Source organism: Aequorivita marisscotiae (genome assembly GCF_029814825.1).
Classification (GTDB): domain Bacteria; phylum Bacteroidota; class Bacteroidia; order Flavobacteriales; family Flavobacteriaceae; genus Aequorivita; species Aequorivita marisscotiae.
Map to the genome: position 1 here is coordinate 1,679,208 of NZ_CP122379.1, position 21,637 is coordinate 1,700,844.

Below are 21,637 nucleotides of genomic sequence, written 5' to 3' on the forward strand. Positions count from 1 at the left end.
CTTATGGGGGATTACAGCTTTTTAAAATGCAAAAGATACCATTGAAGGGCTAGAATTGTTTTGGCGTCCTTTATTTTTGGAATAGCTGAAACTATTTCGGAGATAGGAATTTTCACCAATTCAATATCTTCGTTTTCCTCGCTATTTCCGCCTCCTTTTTCAGTTTTGTTTTCTTTAGATATTTCGGCATAAAATAAATAGATGCGTTCTGTAGATCCGCCCGGCGAGGTGTAAAATGTGTGTATTAATTTTGAGGTTGGTAGTTGGTACCCCAACTCTTCCATAACTTCGCGTTTTATGCAATCTTCGGGATTTTCATTTTCTTCTAAAGAACCCGCTGGAATCTCCAACAACCAGCCGTCGTTATTTTTACAGCTTGGATAGCGAAATTGATTGGTTAATAATACACTTTGTGTTTCCTTTTCAATAAGCAGAATGGCTACAGAATTCCCACGTTCAAATGCTAATCTTTTGGTGTTTATTTGTGCTCCATTAAAAGTGTCGTAGCTCACGGTGGCTTTTACCATTTTATAATGGTCGTTAAAAACTATTTTCTCATCTTTTATATTATATTTCATTTGGTGCTATTTTCGGTTTAAAATAATAAAAAACCCCGAATGAATCGGGGTTTTAAATTGTTTTAAAAGAATAATGATTTATTTAGAAATCAAAAATCTTTTTGTTGCAACAGCATTGTCTTTTGAAATTTTCATAAAGTAGGTGCCATTGGCGAGATTAGCAACATTTATTTGTGCGTCTATCGCAATGTTGTCCTGTGAAAGAATCAATTTTCCGAGTACGTCGAACACTTGAATGTTTGCATTTTCAGCATTTTTAAGGTTTAGAACAGTACTCGCTGGGTTTGGATACAAGCTCAGGTTGTCTAATTGATTTTGATTTACATTTAATACACCATTACTTGTAAACTGACCTGCTTTTTCGGCACCCCAGTTTCCTACCGCATTGTATAAAATGGTTCCTTCATGGTCTTTTAAGGTAGCTCTCGTACCGCCATCTCCGGCAGTGTCTATAAGTGTAAATGTATAGCAATCTGCTGGAATATTTACACGTATCTCTGTAGTTGTATTATTTGAGTATGGTCCGCCACTTTCAATGATGTCTCCATTAGAATTTTTCAAATTCCATCTGCACTCATAACCATACGCGTCTGTAATAATTCTAATATCTATAGTACCGGTACCTGCTGGTGCTTCATCAAAAGATGTTGACAATGTATTATTTGAGTTGTCATCATCACTTGGAATTGTTACTTCTACAGTATTTGTAGCCTGTAGGGTGAAAGGTACTTCTGGTAATAAAATAGTTTCATCCCATAGTGCAGGTAAATTACCACTCCAGTTATAAGTGTGGGAGTCGCCATTAACTTCATAGGTAATAGCTAACGACGTTACCGTATTTTGTCCTTGGTTTTTGATGGTAACCTTTGGAGCTACATTGCTTTCGCAAGTTGCATCTATTTCTTCAATTGAAACAATACCTACATCATTGGCAGTTGTAATACCCGTAAAAGTTGCGCGAGCCCCGTGGCCGCTGATAATTTCACTTTGGGTTTCAGAAATAAAAGCAGCAACTTCCATATCATCTACCACTGCCGGTACGTTGTTGTACATAGCAGGAATGGTATAAGTAAATGTTTTGTCTATAAATGTGCTCGCAGTTGTAGTGTTTATAGGATCTCCCCAAGTTGGAGTAATAATATCTACCAAACGGTGCATATGATTATAATTATTTCCTTGACCACCTCCAGTTTGTGGGCCCTTGGTGTTATTTTGAAGTAAGGCAACTGTTAGAAAGTTAGTACTTTCTGGGCTATTGCCAGTATAGTAGCCTTCTACATGTACAGTAAGTTCTCTTGTTTGAACATCAATGGTAGCTTCAACACCTACATTTACATAAGAGTTTTCGCCCATGATGATATTTGCACGACTTGGCCAAGCACTTCTGCCTAAAACAGGACTGTTACCGCTAAAGATGTGTCTGTTAATCATTCCTGAAGGATAGCTATTAACTCCAAAATGAGCTCTTATAGCCTCTCCGTCTGGGGTGCGAAAATCTGGTTGACCGCTACTGGGAACTGCAAAACCGCCTGCGTGTATATTAATTAGGAAAACATCGTCTGGATGATCTGCTTTTAATCCTTGCGCAATTCGGTGACCGTCAGGACAGAAAACACATTTTATACCTGTAAATTCTTCAAGAATTACATTTTTGTTTTCTGGGGATGTAGATACAATAGTTTGCCCGTAAGTAACAAATGCAAACATTGTAAAAACTAGAAAAAGTAGTAATTTTTTAAACATAGTCTTTAATTTTAAATAGTTGTTAAAGTTTATCGATGCGACAAATGTACTTTTTTATAATTTAATACAAGAGTGTAGTAAATCAAATATTTGTGCATATTATGTTAAAATATTATAATTGACATTTTATTATTTAAGAAAATATAGCAATGGCAATTAAATTGTTATTCATTGTAAGTAAATTCCGCTAAACTGATAATTTTTTTATTGAATATAAGAGTATCGATTGGATAACGCCATTTATTTACACTGTAAAATGTTCAATATGTTAAATGTCTGAAATAGAAACAGTAAAGAGTTGATGATTTTTAATAATTATAATTACTTTTGCGGTACTTAGTAAATATACTTCACAATTAAACCTAAAACTAAAACAATGAAATTTAAATTACTACTTTTAAGTGTTCTTGGTTCCGTAACAATGGCCAGCGCTCAATTTACAGTTAAAGACAGATCAGGGAATGTGTTAAATGATGGCGATGTAATTCAGTTTGGGGTTTTGGATTATCCAGATGCCTCTTATGAATTTTTTGTAACCAATGACAATCCTTCGGACGAAATTTATACGCGTATTGAATATGTGTCTGAAACCAACTCAACAAATGGAGAGTTTGAACAATTATGCTATGGCTTGTGTTATAACAATATAGTACAAGGCGGTACAGTGCCTCCAGCAGGTGAAGACGGTCTAGCTATAGCTGTGGGTGAAACCACACCAATGGGAAACCATTTTTGGAACGACGATCCAGGAAACGGTACAGATAATGTAGATTTTGTATTTGCTTTCCGTCAATATTCCGATCAAGCTGGAACTATTGAAACTGGTACGCCTTTGTTATTCACGTATCGCTATAATCCATCAATGGGTGTAGCAGACAATAATAAGGTAAACTTGACAATTCAATCTACATTAGTTTCAAACGAGCTAGTGTTAAATGTAAACGAACCAGTTACTATGGTGGTTTATAACATTCAAGGTAAAATTGTAAAACAAGGCCAATTTGATGCTGGACGTCAAGTGGTAAATGTTTCTAATTTAAATCCACAAACCTATATTGTTCAATTTTCGAACCAAAAGGGAGGGGTGCAAACAAGCAAGATTTTAGTTCAATAAAACTATAAAACATCCCAATAAAAAAGGCCTCGAAACAAACTTCGAGGCCTTTTTTTGTAGTTGTGTTTTGATTAAAATGTAACCACTAAATTTGCAGTTACACCAGTACTTGGGGGTACTTCTCTACATACACCGCCAACGCAAATTAAACCTCCGCGTTGTCTGCCGTAGTTCATCGCAAAACGTGCTCTACCTTTCGTGTAGCTACCGCCCACACTATAATAGTGAAGTTCTTTGTCGCCGCCGTAATTGAAAGCATCTGCTGCGTATAATGTAAAGTTTGAATTAAAATTGTATTCCAAAACGCCTGCGGCCCAGTTTTTATCATCATCTTCTGTCCATAAATGCTGAAGTTCCAGTCGTACTGCTCTTCCTTTATCAAAACGGCGCGTACCTTCAACAACCGCTATTTGCGCGTTAATATCGCCTTCGGAGCCTAATATTCCTCCTTTTGAAACGGCCTTATCTATGATTATATCTTGATACGAAACTACCGTACTCCACTTAGAAGACCAACGGTTTTTAATTTCAATGTTTAAATCACGGAAATAACGATCTCCTTCGCCAATAAACTTGGCGTCGTATGTTAAATCATCTGCATTAAATGTAGCATCTAAGCCTGCCCAATAGGCAAAATTCCCTGCTAATTTGGTTCCGTATTTCCCCAATGTAGATTCCTTGTCAAACGAAAAATACACATCTACTTGTGCGCCCACTTCGCCTGCTCTTTTTTCGTTTTCGGTAAATAGTAAGCGGGGTTGTGCATTGTACACATAAATATTAGAAAGTAGATAATCGTGCTGTTTTGTAATAGCTGGAATGTAATTTACTACTTGTTCGTTGTATTGATTTCCTTCGGCATATCGGTCTGCATAGAAAGTGAAATTTTCCAATCTTCTAAATGTTGAATTAATTCCCAATCCTTTTTGTGCATAGCCCATATTAAACTGCAATGCCGTACCGTCAAACAATTGCGGTGTAGTAACTACTTCTTCATTTATTAAAACATCCGGATCTTTGGTTATTGCTTCAATGCTTCCGTAGAAGTTTGAAATTACGAAGTCTAGCCTTCCGCCGTAGGCGTTAACATTTGCAGGGATAGAATCGCTCGAGCCATTATTTTGATATCTACCTACATAGCTCGCGCCCAATTTTAAATCTACAGCTTCAATGTTCATTAAATTGCTTAAATCTAAGTTGGCGTCAAGACCTTGAATAACTCCTTCCGAAACGTCAAATCCGTTACGTGCTTGCCCGTACACCCCAGTGAGGTCTAATGCGGCGGTTGGGGTGAATTTAACCCGAACTCCTTTTAAAGCATTGTTAATTCCCAGTTGTCGGTTTTCCCACGTACGTAGGATTAAGCCACTTCCAAATTGCTCATAAAAATACCCTCCCGTAATATCTAAGCTTTCATTTCTAAAATTTAGATAATAGGTTCCTATTCCATTTTGGCCATCCCAAGTTGGGGAATATCCCAATAGGGAAGATGGTAGGTACGATTCATACTGAACGCCCGCCGTAAATTTGCCAAGAGAATAATTAAGTTGTAAATAATTATTTGCCCTAAATTGATCTTCAGGAGCAATAAAATCAAAATCTTCGTCGTCTAGAAGCCATTGCGAATTAGATTCTAGGCCGCCAAAAAAATAGCCGTTATCTTGTGAAAAGCTTATGGCGCCCATAAACATAAAGGCACCTAATATAATTTTTTTCATTGTAATGTTTTGGTTGATTGGTAAAGTAATTAGTTAGAATACTCCTTTATTTTTTCATAAAGTTCGTATTCTGCACCCGGGCTGTATCCAGAGTGGCGATATACAATTTCGTTGTTTTTCACCAAAAGTGTTAGCGGTACTGTAGCCGCTCCCAATGCGCGCTGAAAATCGTTATTAGTATCTAAAAGCACTGTGTAATCCCAGCCTTTTCCATTAATTAATGGTTTTACTCTTTTTACCGTACGGCTGTCATCTACCGAAACCGCAAAAAGCTTAACGCCGGTTTCGTCTTGCCAGTCGGGGTAAATTTCGCTGATTGCGTCTAACTCTTTTAAACAAGGTACGCACCAAGTGGCCCATAGCGAAACCACAATTACCTTATCGTCGGTAGAAAGTTCTTTTGAATTGATAGTAGTACCATCTATTGTAGTTAAGTCTATTTTAGGCATTTCACTTTGCGAAAACCCTAAAACAGAGATAAATAATAGAAGGAGGGGAAGGACTTTTTTCATAATTAAAAAAATTTGTGATTATTTTTGTGAAGCAATATTAAGTTTTTTTTAATGAAGTTTGAATTAGATTAGTTGAAAATTGCTCATTTAACATATTTAACCAACCCCTTTTTGAGAATTAAACTATATTAGCGCACATTTTTTATTTATAAAAGTATTCGTAATATGAAAATCTATCCCTATTTTAAACCCTTGTTTTTATTTGCTATTATAGCCGTTGCAGTTATTTCCTGTAGCAAAAAAGAAGATCCTTTTGTACCCGCAGACCCTGGTTTAACCTTAGAACTAAAAAGTGACGCCGGAACAGGCGAACTTGAAGTTTTATCGGTAGATGATGTAGTGGTTTTTACCGTGTTAGGTAGCGATGGCGAAGATTATTCGGAAATGGCATCCTATTATATTAATGACGAGCCAATTTCCGGAAGAACGCATATATTCGCCGAAACGGGCACCTTTGCTGTAAAAGCCGTTTATGACGATATAAACAGTAATGTTCTAAATTTTGAAGTACTCGCACAAACCGAAAGAGCATTGACTATTGATGCGCCTAGAGCCATGAAAAATCAGACAATAACTTTTGGGTTGCTAGATAGCGATGGCAATAATGAGGCGGCAGATGCAACTTTTTATGTAAATGGAAATGCAATCGCCGGTTTTACTTTTTCTTCTTCAAGCGACGGGACCTTTGAGGTTTACGCAGAGTATGTGGTAGAAAATGAAATGTATACTACGGCTCCAAAAAACTTCTCGGTTTATACGCCCAAAAGAAAAGTAGTAATAGAAGATTATACGGGTACTTGGTGCGGCTTTTGCCCAGCAGTAGCACTTGCTATTGATACCGCTAAAGTAGCTACAAATCATATTTCAGTTGTTGCTATTCACGAAACAGGAGCTTCACTTCCAGACCCAATGCATTTTGAAAGAGTGCAAGATTTAAAAGATGCCTTTGGAATAGGAGGCTTGCCACAAGCAAGACTTAATCGTAAACAAAAATGGCTTGACCCATACAATGTGAACGATGTTTTAGCAATGGCAGGTACTGACACCGATCTTGCTATAGCTATTGATTCTAAAATTACTGGGGCTAACTTAACCGTAGATGTTAAAGTTGTTTATGCCAGCGGATCTGTAACGGGCGACAAAATAGTTGTCTACCTTGTTGAAAGTGGAATTATCTATGCACAAGCAAATTATTTTAACGCTACTTCGGGCCACCCGCTAGAAGGTCACGGAAACCCAATACCAGATTTTGTACATAACGATGCTCTTAGAAATTCGCTGAGCGATATTTTTGGCGATGCAATTACCGAAACTCCAGCGTATGCCGAATTTAAAAAGCAATACAGCCTTGAGATTCCTGCGGAGTATAACGTAGATAATTTAGCGGTGGTTGTTATGGTTGTAGATTCTGACAATAATGCGAAAAACTCGCAACACGCAGAAGTTGGCGAAAACAAAACTTTTGAATAACGCGTAACTTTTCAAAACTAAAAAACCCATCCTGAAAATTATCGGGATGGGTTTTTTTTATAGTTTCGATTTGATAACTATCCTAAAAAAGGATATCTATAATCTGTAGGAGATACAAATGTTTCCTTCACCATTCTTGGTGAAATCCATCGGTATAGGTTTTGTTTGCTTCCTGCTTTGTCGTTAGTTCCACTTGCACGAGCGCCTCCGAAAGGTTGTTGCCCAACAACAGCACCGGTAGGTTTATCATTAATGTAGAAGTTACCCGCTGCGTTTTCAAGTGCTTTTACAGCTTGTTCTAAAGCATATCTATCCTCACTAAAAACAGCACCGGTTAATGCATATTCGCTAGTTTCATCTACTAATTGTAAGGTTTCTTCCCACTTTTTATCGCTGTAAACATATACGGTAAGTACTGGGCCAAATAATTCAGTACACATTGTAGTGTATTTTGGATCTTTTACTACAATTACGGTAGGCTCAATAAAATATCCTTTGCTTTTGTCGTAATTTCCACCTGCAATAATCTCAACGCTTTTGTCTTTTTTGGCTGCATCAATATAACTTGCAAGCTTATCAAAAGAACTTTCGCTAATAACGGCATTTATAAAATTACCCATATCTTCTGGGGTGCCCATTTTAAAGGAACGAATATCGTCTATCAAATATTTTTTAACGTCATCCCAAATACTGTCAGAGATATAGCATCGGCTCGCCGCGCTACATTTTTGCCCTTGAAATTCAAAAGCACCACGAGCCATAGCTGTGGCAACTTGTTTTGGGTTCGAAGTTTTGTGCGCAACAATAAAATCTTTTCCGCCAGTTTCTCCAACGATGCGTGGGTAGGTTTTATAATTTGTAATATTGTCGCCTATTTTTTTCCAAATTCCTTGAAAAACGCCTGTGGAACCTGTAAAATGAACTCCACTAAAATCTGGACTCGCCATTAAGGTGTCAGAAATCATGGCGGCATCGCCCATCACCATATTTATTACTCCGGCTGGAACGCCTGCTTCGCGGAATACATCCATAATAACTTTTGCAGAATACACCTGCGTGTTACTGGGTTTCCAAACAACTACGTTACCCATTAATGCAGCACTTGCAGGTAGGTTTCCTGCAATTGCAGTAAAGTTAAAAGGTGTAATTGCGTAAATAAATCCTTCCAAAGGTCTGTATTCTATGCGGTTCCATGCTGCCGAAGTAGATTCTGGCTGCTCTGCATAGATTTCGGTCATATACTGAACGTTAAATCGAAGAAAATCGATAAGCTCACACGCCGAATCAATTTCAGCTTGATAAATATTTTTTGATTGGGCTAGCATTGTAGCCGCATTAATCTTGGCTCTGTACGGTCCGGCAATCAATTCGGCAGCGCGTAGAAAAATTCCAGCGCGTTGTTCCCAGGGCATTACGGCCCATTTTTTTCTTGCTTCCAATGCAGTAGAAATTGCTTCTTCTACATTCTTCTTTGTGGCTTTATGGTAAGTTCCAAGCACGTGCTTATGGTCGTGCGGCGGAGACATCGTGGCGGTTTCTTTTGTTTTAACCTCTTTTCCGTTGATGAATAAAGGCACCTCTATAGTAGCCTTGTACATTTCTCTATAAGTTTCGAGCACTTCTTCTCGTTCTGCAGAACCTGGAGCATAACTTTTTACAGGTTCATTAACGGCGATTGGCACTTCAAAAAATCCATTTCCCATTACTTTTTTATTTTTGTGTTTATGAAGATTGCAAAGGTACAAAAACGGAAACATCTAACCTTGAAATGATAGCACCAAACCTTAAAATTCCGAATTAAAAATTGGGCCGTTGACTTTTGTTCAAATTAGAGCTGGAATTTTAAAATTTTCGGTTTTCCTTTTGTAGTTTCGGGAAACAATTATTTAGTATGTGTACCGTAACTTTTATTCCGAAACCAAACAATGGGTTTATATTAACCTCCAATAGGGATGAAACCCCTGGGCGAGCAACCTTTCCGCCACAGATATACACCGAAGAAAACGTAAACTTGCTCTACCCAAAAGATGCCGTTGCAGGTGGTACTTGGATAGGTGTAAGTGAAAAAAAAAGAGTGGTAACTCTTATGAATGGTGGCTTTGTTGCGCATAAACGCAAAGATTTTTATAGAAAAAGTAGAGGCATAGTAGTAAAAGATTTGTTGAAAACTAACGGTTTAAAAGTTGAAGTTGAAAATTACAATTTTAAAGATATTGAGCCTTTTACGGCAATTATTGTTGAATGGAATTCGCTAATTAAATTGTATCAATTGGTTTGGGATGGCATAGCGTACCATTTTTCTGAATTGCTGCTGGCGCCCCATATTTGGTCCTCATCGCCATTATATCCCAAAAATTTAAAAATGAAACGCGAAGAGTGGTTTTCAGCATTTTTATTAAATTTCCCAAAACCGTCCGGTGCCGAAATTCTTCACTTTCATAAAGAAGCGGGCGAAGGAGATTTAAACAGTAATCTTATTATGGATCGTGGGTTTATAAAAACCAAAAGCATTACGCAGATCTCTAATAGTGCAGATGGAATAGCAATGCGATATGAAGATTTACAGACAGGGATACGCAGTGATTCGGAGATTGATTTACAATACTAATTTTTACAAAAAGTGAAATATTCATGTTTCACTGGGCGGCTCGCCAAAAGCTTCTTTATAACTTTTAGAAAAATACGAAAGGTTTGAATAGCCCACACTATATGCAATTTCGGATACGGAGGCACTTTTTTGCTCCAGCATTTCCTTGGCACGGGTGAGTCTGAATTCTCGAATTAATTGGTTGGGAGATTTGTTGGTTAGGCTTTTAAGTTTTCGGTTTAGTTGGGAGCGACTAAAACCTACCGAATTTGCCAAATCTTCTACAGAATAATATTCGTTTCCTAAATTCTTTTCCACTTCGCTTATAACTAGGCTGATAAACTTCTCGTCCACTGAATTCAAAAATAATTCCGTAGGGCGAATTTTTAATTCGCCTGCAAATTTATTCCGTAATGTTTCGCGTTGGGACAGTAGATTTTTGGACCTAATTAACAATTCGTGTCCGTCAAACGGCTTGGTTAAATAATCGTCTGCACCGGTTTTCAGACCTTTTAATTTAGCCGTTTGACCAGCTTTTGCCGTCAACAATATTACCGGAATATGGCAGGTTTTTATATCCTTTTTTAATATTTCGCAGAGTTCTGTACCGGTCATTTTGGGCATCATTACGTCGCTGATAACAAGGTCAGGAAGTTGTGTTTCCGCAATTTTTAAACCTTCTTTTCCATCTTTTGCTGTAATTATTTTAAACTCCTTTTCCAATTGCTCGGCAATATAGTGGCGAAGGTCGGGATTGTCTTCAATTATTAGCAAAAGCGGAAGGCGTGAGTCTTGGTTTTCTATATTTGAAATGGTTTCCGTATCTGAAATCAATTCATTGGAATCTCTTTCAATAATAGGTTTTTCTATAATTTCTTCTAAAATTTCAACTTCTTGAAAATGTGATTTATTGAAAGGAATAATTACTTTAAATACGGTGCCTTTTCCCTCCGTACTATCAACGTTAATCTGTCCGCGATATAATTCTACCAATTCTTTTACCAATGCCAAGCCAATTCCGGTTCCTTGATCCTGGTTTTCCTCGGTTTGATAAAATCGGTCAAAAATCTTATCTATTTCACCCCCTTTCATTCCCGATCCGGTATCAGCAATAGAAATTTTTATTTCTTTTCCATTTTCCTCAACCCACACTGAAACCTTACCGTGTTCGGGCGTAAATTTTATGGCGTTTGAGAGTAGGTTAACCACAATTTTTTCAAGTTTATCACGGTCGTAATAAGCGTTTGGAATGGTTTTAGGAAAGTTGGTCTGGAAATTAATACGTTTAAGTTCTGTTAAGCTTTCAAAAGAAAAAACGAGAGAGCGTAAAAACTGAACAAGATCTCCCGGAGCTACCTGCAATTTCATTTCGCCTTGGTCCAGTTTTGAAAGTTCCAGAATTTGTTCAACCAAGTTTTGAAGTCTTAGCGCATTGCGTTTCATCACCTTTAAATGCTTGCCTTTTACAGGAATTTCAGTATGCTCCTCAATAGCTTCGGCAGCAGGGATATTTTCCAGAGATTGATTTATTGGACCCAAAATAAGTGATAAAGGCGTTCGGAATTCATGCGAGATATTTGTAAAAAACTTGGATTTTATGGAATCAATCTCGCGTACTTTTTCCACTTCGGCCTTGGCGCGTTCACTCAGTTGCAGTTTTCTGGCAATGGCAAGTGCTAATATAAACATGAGTCCGGTATTGGCAATTAACCACGGATTTATATAATTCCAAAAAGGTATTACTCCATTTTCCCATAAAATGCCTAGAATAGAAAATACAAAGGACCAAATTGCGGAAAAAGCAAAATATTTGAGCAAGGTGTCCTTTAGGAAGAATAGGCGGAGGGTTACCACAAGGACGCCCAAAAACCCGACTCCTGCAAAAATATATTGATAATAATTTAAAGGATTTATTCCCTGGGTAAGCATATATAACTGAATTGTTATGGCCAATAAAAAATAAATAATTAGACCAATTACTGCTTTATCCCAAAATGGTGAAAAGTGTTTAAGGTTGGTGAATTTTCTGCCAAATTGCAGGAAGAAAACTTTACTTCCCAAGGTCAGAACGATCCAAGAGACAATGGATGCACGCGGTATTTCAGCAAAGAAAAATTCTAACAAAGGCAAATTGCTTTCCACAAAATGTTCATATATAGCTATACAAGTATAAAAAGCAAAAAGATATAAATACGACCGATCTCTGGTGTAAAAGAAAAAAGCTAGCACATAAACGGCAAGAATTAAGGCAAATGCAGAGAGCCAAACCGAAGTTTCGTTTTTCTTAAAAGGTATGGTGGGATTTCTAATTACAAGTTGCGTGTATATAGCTCTTTTGTCAAAAATGAGTAGGTATAGTTCCACAGGCTCATCCTTTTTTAATGATATTGGGAAACTATTCCTACTAGCAGGAAAAGGGACTTTTTTTTGGGAGGCAGGGATGTAAATACCGCTTTTGGTACTGTCAATTATTCGCTTGTTTTTTATGTAATACGCACTTATGCTATCGTGGGGTGTTACAAAATTATTATTTATCGAATTTCTTTTTAGAATTATTTTATGGTCCGTAAGTGATACTTTTGGGTAAAATGATATATGTAGCCAAACTGCATTCTTATCTGTAATTATTGAGTCTTTTAAGGTTTCAAAATTACTTTTTATTGAAGTTTGAAGAATATCGTTAATGGAAATATTTTCGGCATTTTCCTTTAAAATTTTTGTTTTTGAAAATACATTTTGAATTGGGTAATTAGTTGAAATTATATAGCTGTTCGATGAATCAACCTCTATTTCCGTTTGTGCGGAGAGGAAAGTGTTTCCGAAGAAAATATATGCAATACAATAGAATAAAATAAACCGCATTGGTTGGTTTGTTATTTATTTTGAACAGTTAAGATAATGAAAATCAATTTTGTAAGATTGAGTGTCTGTTGATTATTTAACAGACACTCATCAAAAAACTAATTGTTTTAAGTTAATTTGTTGCTTTCAGGTTTTGTTAAACCCGACAATAAATACACCGAAGCAACCGCAATAAAAAGTAACCGTAAATGGCTTAAACTTTCCCAAAGATGCGCTCTTTCAACCAATGATTGGTCGATAGTTGTGCTGTAATTGGTACCTAAAATTTCTACAAGTTCTGGAACAAAATAGATGGAAGTTGTTACAAGCACGATTAAATAGAGTGCTAGTGGAAAAACAATATGTTTTCTTCTTGCCGATTTCCAAGAAACGAATAATGTTATTGCAAAAAGGAATAATGTTATAGGGTGTATAAACATCCAGAAAACTTCAACTCTTGCTCCATAATCTCCTTGAAACATTGCTAATGAGGCCGGAGGCGCTTTTGCCCATTGCGGAACTATATTTACGTGCTCATAAATGGCACCCCCAACAATGCTGCAAAAACTAAGGCAACATAAGGCGTAAATAAAATTTTTCATCGTATTTAGATTTATTGTTTAGTATTTTCTGAATACCAAGTAGCATACATTACCGATGGGGGCATTGGCGAATTTTTTCGCATTTCTTCATTTTGAAAAACTTCCAGGTCAAGGTTATGGAAAGAAACAATCTTCCAGTGACCCCCCTGTTTTTGCGCGATTAGTGTTATTAACACCTGCGGGTCTTTGGGACGCGTTTTATCTTTGGCAGTTACGGCACCCAATATGTGAAGTAAAGCAACGTTTTCATTTAAAAATCTAATTTTGTCAATTGCATAATAAAGCTGGGTGTCTTTATACATGGTATTAAATATCCATTGATGTGTTTCCGAATTGTTTTGAATTGTATTGTTCTTATAATAAAATCCGTTCCACACTATAAAATCATGAGGTTCAGCAAAGGCGCTTGCAAATTTTTCACCGTTTGCAGTGTTCCATCCTTTTTGCAGTGTTCCAACCAAATTTTTTAATTTCTTTTCGTCACTGGCTTTTTGGGCATTTGTAAAGGTTGGCATAAGAACAATTGTTAACAATAATAAAATACGTTTCATAATGATTTTGTTTAAGATTAATAAATAGTTATTTCCAGATATGTGCTTTCCGGAACTGTTTTTAAAACATTAATTATTGAGATAGTAACGAGGCTACAGACCACCTATTGATTTCTACGGCTATTTGCTCTGCAAGTTGGTTCCAAATTAATTCTGCAATACGATAGCCTCCATAAATAACGGCTAAGGAAACAGCAAAAATTAACAGGAAGTATAAAGTGATTCGGAATTCTGAACTGATTTGAATAGAGTTTTGCATGATTCTACATTTTTTAATGCTGGTTAATAAAATTTGATGTGTCAAATGTAAAATCAAATAGAAGATACCCGTTTGAAGAAAATTAGCATTGATTAACAGATTTAAAGCATAGGGGGTATAGTGCTTCAAAAATTATAGTTGATGCGTCAAAAGTTTTAGTAAGCGTAATTGGAAATTAGAGTTTTAAGCAAAGAGCACTTAATTCATTGAAAAAGGGGCGCTTAATTTAAATAGTGGAATGGAAACTCTAAATTTACGGGTAGTTGCGTAATTAATCATGTTATAATGGCCCTTCATCGCCCCAAATGGAGATAGAAGTAAGCAACCGCTCGTGTAGGAGTGCTTTTCACCGGGCAAAAGAACTGGTTTTTGACCTATTACTCCTTCGCCTTCCACAACTTCCGTTGCATTGAGGGAATCCTTAATTTTCCAAAAGCGCGATGTGAGTTGCACGGTGTCCTTACCTTGGTTTTCAATGGTTATATTATAGGCAAAGGCATATTGCATTTTACGGTTCTTGTAAAATGTTCCATCAAATTCGGTTTTAACCGAAATCTTAATCCCTTGCGTTACTTGTTGTACCATGGTTTAATAGAGTGCTGCACTTGCAATGACAAAAATAATTGTAGCAATAGTTAATCCTATTATAAAGGCAGCGTTTAAAAATACAAATTTTATTAATGTAACAATCCTGCTTTGTTGGTAAAAATTTCTTAATGCCTTATAAAAATAAATAGGTCCTATAATTAAAAATAAACTACCAACAAAAAATTGCCAATCCAGCAACAGGTCTGGTATTATGGAGAGAAGCATTGCTAAGAATATAAAACTGAAAATATGGAATATAAACACCAAATGCTCCATATAAGTATATTTTTTACGCGAATAAATTAGCCAGAAAAACAAGGCGTATAACGGAGCATAAAAGAATAAAAAGAATGGTACTTTAGAAATTACATAATTTATAAATTCGGAAGGATTTTCGCGTATTTTTTCAGCGGTGGCGTTTTTTTTGTAAACCCATCTGTTAAAGGATGTGTTTTTATGATGCAAGCTATCCATTGCTACAGCAGCATTTTTTATTTTGTACTTTTCATAAAAGTCGTTGTATATTGATAAACGTTCGGCATAACTTTTCATCCACGGTAGCGAGTCTAATTCGCTTTCGGATAAATAATCTATTGGTTTTTCCGGTTTTAAACTCTTAATAGAATCTACCTTTTTAATTGCTGTTGCCGCTCTATTTACGGAAAACCCCAAAGAATCTAAGATGGCACGATCGGCCGGGCTAGCTATAAAATCCTGGTTGGCTTCATTTACATTATTCTCCGTATTTATAATATCGAGCAGTCCGCTAACCAAAAAGAATATTATAGACACGCTAAGAAAAAATCGAAAAGGGTTGGCGTACTTTAATCGTTGGCCACGAACGTACCACAACGTTATTTTTCCCGGCCGGAATAATAAATCTTTAAATGTACTTCTCAATCTAGAATCATATACAAATATGCTGCTAAAAAATTGTTCGAAGAAATCTGTTAAGGAGAGTTTTTTAGTACTATTGCGCTGTGAGCAGTATGGACAATATATATCGCTTTTGTCTAAGGGGTGTTCACAATTTAGGCATTTTATGCCACGGTATCGTAACGATTTTCTTCCGTTGGAGTGTTCGTTATTTTTGCGTTTCATGGCATATTGAAAAAAGAAATTTAACTCAAATTTTCAACGATTAATTATTACTGATGTTGGTAGAATTTGCATACCCTGCGCCAATAATTCGGTCGTATCGCGCACCCAAATCACGAAAATATACCAACACTGTATAATCGTTTTCGGTTTGCCAAAAATCGCCACTCACAGCGCCTTGGTCAATTGTGCCATCCCGGTTTACAACTACGTATTTATAGTTGTAAAAACCTTGTTTAAATAAACGGGTAGCGCGGTAAGTGTCGCTCTTTGAGTCATACTTCATATAGGTACTCCCGTCAATTGTCCAATTGTTAAAATTGCCGTAAAGATGCAATTCCTTTTCACCAAGATCATCAAAATACTGAAGATTAAAATGCATACGTACATATTCAGCTTCAATAGCTTGGTTTTGTGCATCGATATTTCGCACTACAAAATTTCCGTTAATATCTGGATTATAGGTGTACGGTCTGTTGTATCTTGGAATATTTGTGTATAAATAGTTTTCATATACATCGGTAACTTCTATTGAGCGCACGCCATTAGAGGCTGAGCGTTCGTCTTTATTGTCAAAAGCCAAAAATTCGTTGCCACCGCCAAATGCCGCTTCCTGGTCATACCTATAAATAAGTTCGTTTCCCATAGTATATTGGGGTACCAGATTGGTAATGGCAGTTTTTAGATTGCTGTTTTGCAAGACCAATGTCTTTACGGTCTGTTTTGGATTAATCAATAATAAATTGGGAGAATTTACAGTAAAATGCACCACTTGTTTTTCCTCGATAACTTTTAGGTTGCGTGCGCGTTTTATTTCAACCCCGACGGAAGCGATATTTTCTATCACCAAAAATTTTCGGGTAAAAATAAGGTCGCCATCACTATTGAAAATACTAAGTAGGTAGTTTCCGCTTTTTTTAATGGCCCGAGTATCGCGGTTGGGAATGGTAAGTTGATAATGCGAATATATCTGCAGCGTGTTCAGCGAATTTTGATAATCTTGAATTCGCACATCGTCAAAACCATCTAAATACTCGCTTTTAGAAAGATCGCTCGGGCTCCAATCAAAATTATAGTGTGAAATTGTATAATAAAAATCTTCTTCTTCACCGTTTAAAGCGTCAAAAGAAAGCTGCAGGCTGTTGCCCAAATTTATTATGGGTAATTGGCTCAGGTCTGTGCCACCGCGAAATTGAATGGTGCTTATATAAAAAGGTTCTACTTTTTCAACAATTTGTGAGAGCGCCGGAAAGGCCGTTAATAATAAAAGTAATGCAGTGGAAAACGTTTTTAACATGGTTGTGGTTTAAAAAGCTAAGATAACAAAATTTGTGCCTCCTTCTTTTGCAATTTGTGCCAAGCTATTTTATTTATTTAAGCAGACAGAGGTTGCCCTTTTTATTTTAACCATTTTTGTATGCTCGTTGTTTTAAAATTAAGAACACTAACTTACATAAAGCGAAGGAAATATTTCAGTTCTTCAGAATATTTTAAATTGAATTTAAAAGAAACAGAATTTCTAGGCTAAAGGTACATTATTGCTGTTGCCGATTTCACGGTAAATAGAATTTTCACCAGTTTTGATTAATCAATTAATATTCCAACTTTTCAATTTTATCGTCCTCGAAAAAAATTGGTGGCTTTACGAAAAAAATTAAATTCGGGTAATGGGTTATATTTCTAATTTAAAGGCTATTACTGTATTTTTGTAACGGGAATTTATACAACCTCTGTACTTCGCCGATAGTAACCTGAAGTTTTATGGCATTTTAAATTGTTATCATCCCTAATAAGAGAGAAAATTATACCCTTTTATTGTGCCATGAGGGTTTTAATTTATAAATTTGCACGCCCGTAATCTCCGACGATATAATTTGAGAGAATTACGAGTGTTAAAAAGACATTATTAATATCCATATTTATGTCCAAAGACATTAAGATTAAAAAAGGTCTTACCATTAAATTACAGGGCGCAGCCGATAAAACCTTATCGAACGCTCCGCGATCAAGAACTTTCGCAATAAGACCTTCCGATTTTCATCTCGTTACTCCAAAAATGGTGGTTAAAGAAGGTGGAAAAGTTCAGGCTGGTGAAACTATTTTTTACGCTAAAAGCAATGAAATTGTAAAGTTTGTATCGCCCGTTAGTGGTACGTTGACTAAAATTTCACGCGGCGCAAAACGTGTTATCACCGAAATTTCCATTGAAGCAGATGCACAGGATTCTTTTAAGGATTTTGGTGTTTTAAGTCCAAATTCTTCAAGTGCAGAGGCTATTAAATCTCGCTTGTTAGAAGCAGGTTGCTGGCCGTTTATTATGCAGCGGCCGTATGCGGTAATTGCCAATACAGAGCAGGAGCCAAGAGATATATTTATCTCCGGATTTAGTACTGCCCCCTTGGCAAACGACTTAGATTTTTCACTCAACGGAAAGGAAAACGAACTACAGGCAGCGCTTACCGCACTGAGCAAACTCACAAAGGGGAAAGTGCATGTAGGTGTTGATAAAACCGGAAGCTCACCTTTTAAAGGAATGAAAGACATTGTATTGCACAATGTGTCCGGTCCACATCCTGCTGGAAATGTAGGAACACAAATAAACAAAATAGGCCCAGTAAATAAAGGTGAAGTGATTTGGACAGTTGCACCACAAGACCTTGTTATTATTGGCGAATTGTTACTTACCGGTAAATTTAATGCCGAACGTATTATTGCACTTTCAGGCTCTGAGGTTAAAACGCCTAAATATTACAGAACTCGAATTGGTTCAGAAGTATCAACATTTTTATACGATTCTGGATTAAATAACGAAAATGTTCGTGTTATTAGCGGCGATGTGCTTACCGGCCAAAAAATTTCTCCGAAAGGGTTTTTAGGATACTATAGCAACACGGTAACCGTAATTCCCGAAGGTGACGATTATGAGCTTTTTGGTTGGAACAAACCGGTTTTCGATAAAATATCTACTTCAAGAGCGCTTACCTTTTCATGGTTAATGCCCAATAAAACATACGATCTAGACACAAATACCAATGGCGAGCATCGTAATTTTGTGGTAACGGGTAGTTATGAAGAAGTTTTTCCGCTAGATATGTATCCATTGCAAATGTTGAAATCCTGTATGATTCAGGATTTAGATGAAATGGAAGCTCTGGGAATGTACGAAGTGGCTCCCGAAGATTTTGCGCTTACCGAATTTATCTGCGTAAGTAAGCAACCACATCAGCAAATTATCAGGAACGGTCTTGATTTAATGTATAAAGAAATTGGGTAATTATTCATTTTGAAAAAATGAAAAATAAGTAGTATATGGGATTGAAACAGAATTTACATAAGCTAAAGGAAAAATACAAGGGCACAAAAATGGCTCCTGCATTTAATGCATTGCATACCTTTTTGTACACACCGAATGAAACTACACATTCTGGTTCTCACGTACGCGCGGCAGACGATTTAAAGCGTACCATGAATACCGTCATTATGGCGTTGGTTCCATGTTTGATCTTTGGGATTTTTAATGCAGGTTACCAGCATTACGCTGCTATTGACGCTACTTTAAGGTTAGATCCGTTAGGCAATTTTTTTACTTGGGATAACTTTATCCTTGGCGCTTGGACGGTTTTGCCATTAGTAATTGTATCGTATGTGGTAGGGCTTGGAGTAGAATTTATTTTTGCGGTAATAAAAGGCCACGAAGTAGAAGAAGGTTACTTAGTAACGGGAATGCTCGTGCCGCTTATTGTTCCTATAGATATTCCACTATGGATGCTTACCGTTGCCGTTATCTTTGGTGTAGTTATAGGAAAAGAGGTTTTTGGGGGAACTGGAATGAATATTCTAAACCCCGCACTAACGATCCGTGCTTTCTTGTTTTTCGCCTATCCTACTTGGATGAGTGGCGATAAAGTATGGGTGCACGGTGCAAAGGAAATGGCAGGTAAACCAGATGCAATCTCGGGCGAAACCATTTTGGGAAGCCTGGCGCAAAACCACGAACCAATTTACAGCGTATGGGATAGTTTCTGGGGCTTTATTCCAGGTTCTGTAGGAGAAACATCAACGTTCCTTATTTTATTGGGTGCTGCGTTTTTAATTTTCACCAAGGTGGGAAGCTGGCGCATTATGCTTTCTGCAGTCATTGGCGCTGTAGTTATGGGGCTAATATTTAACGGAGTGGTAGATCAAGGTTGGATTCAGCAAGGCAGTAGTTTTTATGGCTTAATGAGCGAAACTTTCTGGCATCATTTAGTGATTGGCGGATTGGCGTTTGGTATTGTATATATGGCTACAGATCCTGTAACTGCTTCGCAGACCAATAAAGGAAAATGGATTTATGGATTTTTTATCGGTTTCATTTCAGTCTTGATTCGGGTTTTCAATCCAGCTTATCCAGAAGGAGTGATGCTCGCAATATTATTGATGAATGTATTTGCTCCAACCATAGATCACTATGTGTTACAAGGAAATATTAAGAAGAGATTGAAACGTTTAAAAGCTAAAACAGCGTAATCATGTCGAAGAATACAGATAAAAATTCATACACAATTATCTTTGCCATTGTTATGGTGCTTGTAGTTGGCTCCCTTTTGGCAGGCGTTGCACAAGGACTTAAGAGCAAGATAACCCTCAATGAGCGTTTTGAAAAAATGCAAAACATTCTTTACGCTATGGGTGTAAATGAAAACGAAGGCGATGGCGATATTAACTTTATCTCTACCGATAAAGTGGAAGAAGTATTCGCAACAAAAATTAAAAAGCAATTGGTTATTCAGGGCGATGATGTAACTGAAGATCCGGAGGCCTATTTAATAGATATTAAAAAAGAAGAGACCAAAGCAAAAGATCCTAACTACGAGCGCAGGTTGCCACTTTTTGTAGGGGAAAAGGATGGCCAAACCCTTTATATTATTCCAATGAGAGGTAAAGGTTTATGGGATGCCATTTGGGGCTTTGTGGCTGTAGACAAATCATTGGTTGTGCAAGGAGTGTTTTTTGATCATGCCGGAGAAACTCCTGGTTTAGGGGCAGAAATAAAACAACGATATTTTATGGACGATTTTGAAGGTGAAAACATAATGGATGGAGACACCTTTAAAGGTATTACAGTTGCAAAAGGCAACAATGATCCCATTAATGAAAATAAAGCAGACAATAAGGTTGACGCAATTGCTGGAGCAACCATCACAGGTGATGGGGTTACAGCAATGATTAAAAAGGACGTAAGAATGTACTTGCCTTACCTAAAATCTATAAATCAATAAATTATGGCATTGCTATCAAAAAAAGACAGTAGGTTAATATTAGACCCATTGGCAGACAATAACCCAATTACCATTCAGGTTTTGGGAATCTGTTCTGCACTAGCTATTACAGCACAGTTAAAAGCATCTATCGTAATGGCCATTTCGGTTATATTTGTTTTGGGAGTAGGTAACGTAGTAATATCCCTAATGCGAAATATTATACCGTCAAAAATTCGAATTATAGTTCAGTTAGTGGTAGTCGCTGCTTTGGTAATTATAGTAGATCAAGTGTTAAAAGCCTTTGCTTATGAACTAAGTAAAGAACTATCGGTCTTCATCGGATTAATTATTACAAACTGTATTATTATGGGGCGTTTTGAAGCTTTTGCCCTAGGTAACGGCCCGTGGCGATCGTTTTTAGACGGTATTGGAAACGCCGCCGGTTATGGAGTTATACTTGTAATTGTAGGCTTCTTTAGAGAATTACTGGGCTCAGGAACACTTTTAGGTTTTAAAGTGCTCGGAGATCCTATTACAAAAACAGGTTTGTACGCCATAGGGTATGAAAATAATGGTTTTATGCTTTTGTCGCCAATGGCCCTAATCGTTATCGGTATTATTATATGGGTTCAACGCTCAAAAAATAAAGACTTAATAGAAGAATAACAAACTTGGCAATAGCTGGAAGCAGTAAAATGTTTACTGCCAACTGTAACTGCAAACTGAATACTCA

18 protein-coding genes are annotated in these 21,637 nt (G+C 36.9%); 7 read left to right on the top strand and 11 right to left on the bottom strand.

Going from position 1 to position 21,637, the window contains the following annotated elements; all coding sequences use genetic code 11:
• Positions 1-11 precede the first annotated feature (11 nt).
• Together QCQ61_RS07650 and QCQ61_RS07655 are read right to left on the bottom strand one after the other, a co-directional pair.
• Positions 12-578: an NUDIX domain-containing protein gene (locus QCQ61_RS07650; protein ID WP_279450167.1), complete on the bottom strand. Its 567-nt coding sequence runs from the start codon at positions 576-578 to the stop codon at positions 12-14.
• A 78-nt stretch (positions 579-656) separates the two neighbouring features.
• Positions 657-2,321, bottom strand: coding sequence for a T9SS type A sorting domain-containing protein (locus tag QCQ61_RS07655; RefSeq protein WP_279450168.1), 1,665 nt, complete (start codon positions 2,319-2,321; stop codon positions 657-659).
• Positions 2,322-2,697: 376 nt separating this feature from the next.
• Between QCQ61_RS07655 and QCQ61_RS07660 the strand changes: the two genes are divergently transcribed.
• The gene (locus tag QCQ61_RS07660) at positions 2,698-3,435 is read left to right on the top strand and encodes a T9SS type A sorting domain-containing protein (protein ID WP_279450169.1); all 738 of its coding nucleotides are present in this window, start codon (positions 2,698-2,700) and stop codon (positions 3,433-3,435) included.
• Between the two features lie 71 nt (positions 3,436-3,506).
• Here QCQ61_RS07660 and QCQ61_RS07665 read toward each other — a convergent pair whose 3' ends face one another.
• Both QCQ61_RS07665 and QCQ61_RS07670 read right to left on the bottom strand, forming a co-directional pair.
• Entirely contained in the window at positions 3,507-5,153 is a 1,647-nt protein-coding gene (locus tag QCQ61_RS07665) for a DUF6029 family protein (RefSeq protein WP_279450170.1), read from the bottom strand.
• Between the two features lie 29 nt (positions 5,154-5,182).
• The gene (locus QCQ61_RS07670) at positions 5,183-5,665 is read right to left on the bottom strand and encodes a TlpA family protein disulfide reductase (RefSeq protein WP_279450171.1); all 483 of its coding nucleotides are present in this window, start codon (positions 5,663-5,665) and stop codon (positions 5,183-5,185) included.
• A gap of 165 nt (positions 5,666-5,830) precedes the next feature.
• Between QCQ61_RS07670 and QCQ61_RS07675 the strand changes: the two genes are divergently transcribed.
• Entirely contained in the window at positions 5,831-7,135 is a 1,305-nt protein-coding gene (locus tag QCQ61_RS07675; protein ID WP_279450172.1) for an Omp28-related outer membrane protein, read from the top strand.
• 77 nt (positions 7,136-7,212) lie between these two features.
• Here QCQ61_RS07675 and pruA read toward each other — a convergent pair whose 3' ends face one another.
• Positions 7,213-8,838, bottom strand: a complete 1,626-nt coding sequence (gene pruA, locus QCQ61_RS07680; RefSeq protein ID WP_279450173.1) for an L-glutamate gamma-semialdehyde dehydrogenase — start codon at positions 8,836-8,838, stop codon at positions 7,213-7,215.
• A gap of 188 nt (positions 8,839-9,026) precedes the next feature.
• Here pruA and QCQ61_RS07685 point away from each other — a divergent pair, with 188 nt between their 5' ends.
• Positions 9,027-9,743 carry an NRDE family protein gene (locus QCQ61_RS07685; RefSeq protein ID WP_279450174.1) on the top strand — a complete coding sequence of 239 codons (717 nt, stop codon included), beginning with the start codon at positions 9,027-9,029 and terminating at the stop codon, positions 9,741-9,743.
• Positions 9,744-9,764: 21 nt separating this feature from the next.
• Here QCQ61_RS07685 and QCQ61_RS07690 read toward each other — a convergent pair whose 3' ends face one another.
• From QCQ61_RS07690 to QCQ61_RS07715, 6 genes are all read right to left on the bottom strand, one after another.
• Complete coding sequence (locus QCQ61_RS07690; protein ID WP_279450175.1) at positions 9,765-12,584, bottom strand: ATP-binding protein; 2,820 nt, start codon at positions 12,582-12,584, stop codon at positions 9,765-9,767.
• A gap of 107 nt (positions 12,585-12,691) precedes the next feature.
• A complete protein-coding gene (locus QCQ61_RS07695) occupies positions 12,692-13,165 on the bottom strand; it encodes a hypothetical protein (protein WP_279450176.1) in 474 nt (157 codons plus the stop codon).
• A gap of 11 nt (positions 13,166-13,176) precedes the next feature.
• Positions 13,177-13,716, bottom strand: coding sequence for an SgcJ/EcaC family oxidoreductase (locus tag QCQ61_RS07700; protein ID WP_279450177.1), 540 nt, complete (start codon positions 13,714-13,716; stop codon positions 13,177-13,179).
• A 457-nt stretch (positions 13,717-14,173) separates the two neighbouring features.
• On the bottom strand, positions 14,174-14,560 hold the full coding sequence (apaG, locus tag QCQ61_RS07705; protein WP_279450178.1) for a Co2+/Mg2+ efflux protein ApaG: 387 nt from the start codon (positions 14,558-14,560) through the stop codon (positions 14,174-14,176).
• Positions 14,561-14,563: 3 nt separating this feature from the next.
• Positions 14,564-15,664 carry a DUF3667 domain-containing protein gene (locus QCQ61_RS07710; RefSeq protein WP_279450179.1) on the bottom strand — a complete coding sequence of 367 codons (1,101 nt, stop codon included), beginning with the start codon at positions 15,662-15,664 and terminating at the stop codon, positions 14,564-14,566.
• 40 nt (positions 15,665-15,704) lie between these two features.
• Positions 15,705-16,958, bottom strand: coding sequence for a type IX secretion system plug protein (locus QCQ61_RS07715; RefSeq protein ID WP_279450180.1), 1,254 nt, complete (start codon positions 16,956-16,958; stop codon positions 15,705-15,707).
• A gap of 624 nt (positions 16,959-17,582) precedes the next feature.
• Between QCQ61_RS07715 and QCQ61_RS07720 the strand changes: the two genes are divergently transcribed.
• The 4 genes from QCQ61_RS07720 to QCQ61_RS07735 are packed head-to-tail and all read left to right on the top strand — an operon-like array spanning position 17,583 to position 21,570.
• A complete protein-coding gene (locus tag QCQ61_RS07720; RefSeq protein WP_279450181.1) occupies positions 17,583-18,935 on the top strand; it encodes a Na(+)-translocating NADH-quinone reductase subunit A in 1,353 nt (450 codons plus the stop codon).
• Between the two features lie 35 nt (positions 18,936-18,970).
• On the top strand, positions 18,971-20,170 hold the full coding sequence (locus QCQ61_RS07725) for an NADH:ubiquinone reductase (Na(+)-transporting) subunit B (RefSeq protein WP_279450182.1): 1,200 nt from the start codon (positions 18,971-18,973) through the stop codon (positions 20,168-20,170).
• A 2-nt stretch (positions 20,171-20,172) separates the two neighbouring features.
• Entirely contained in the window at positions 20,173-20,922 is a 750-nt protein-coding gene (locus tag QCQ61_RS07730) for a Na(+)-translocating NADH-quinone reductase subunit C (protein WP_279450183.1), read from the top strand.
• Between the two features lie 3 nt (positions 20,923-20,925).
• Positions 20,926-21,570 carry an NADH:ubiquinone reductase (Na(+)-transporting) subunit D gene (locus QCQ61_RS07735; RefSeq protein WP_279450184.1) on the top strand — a complete coding sequence of 215 codons (645 nt, stop codon included), beginning with the start codon at positions 20,926-20,928 and terminating at the stop codon, positions 21,568-21,570.
• The last annotated feature ends 67 nt before the right edge of the window (positions 21,571-21,637 follow it).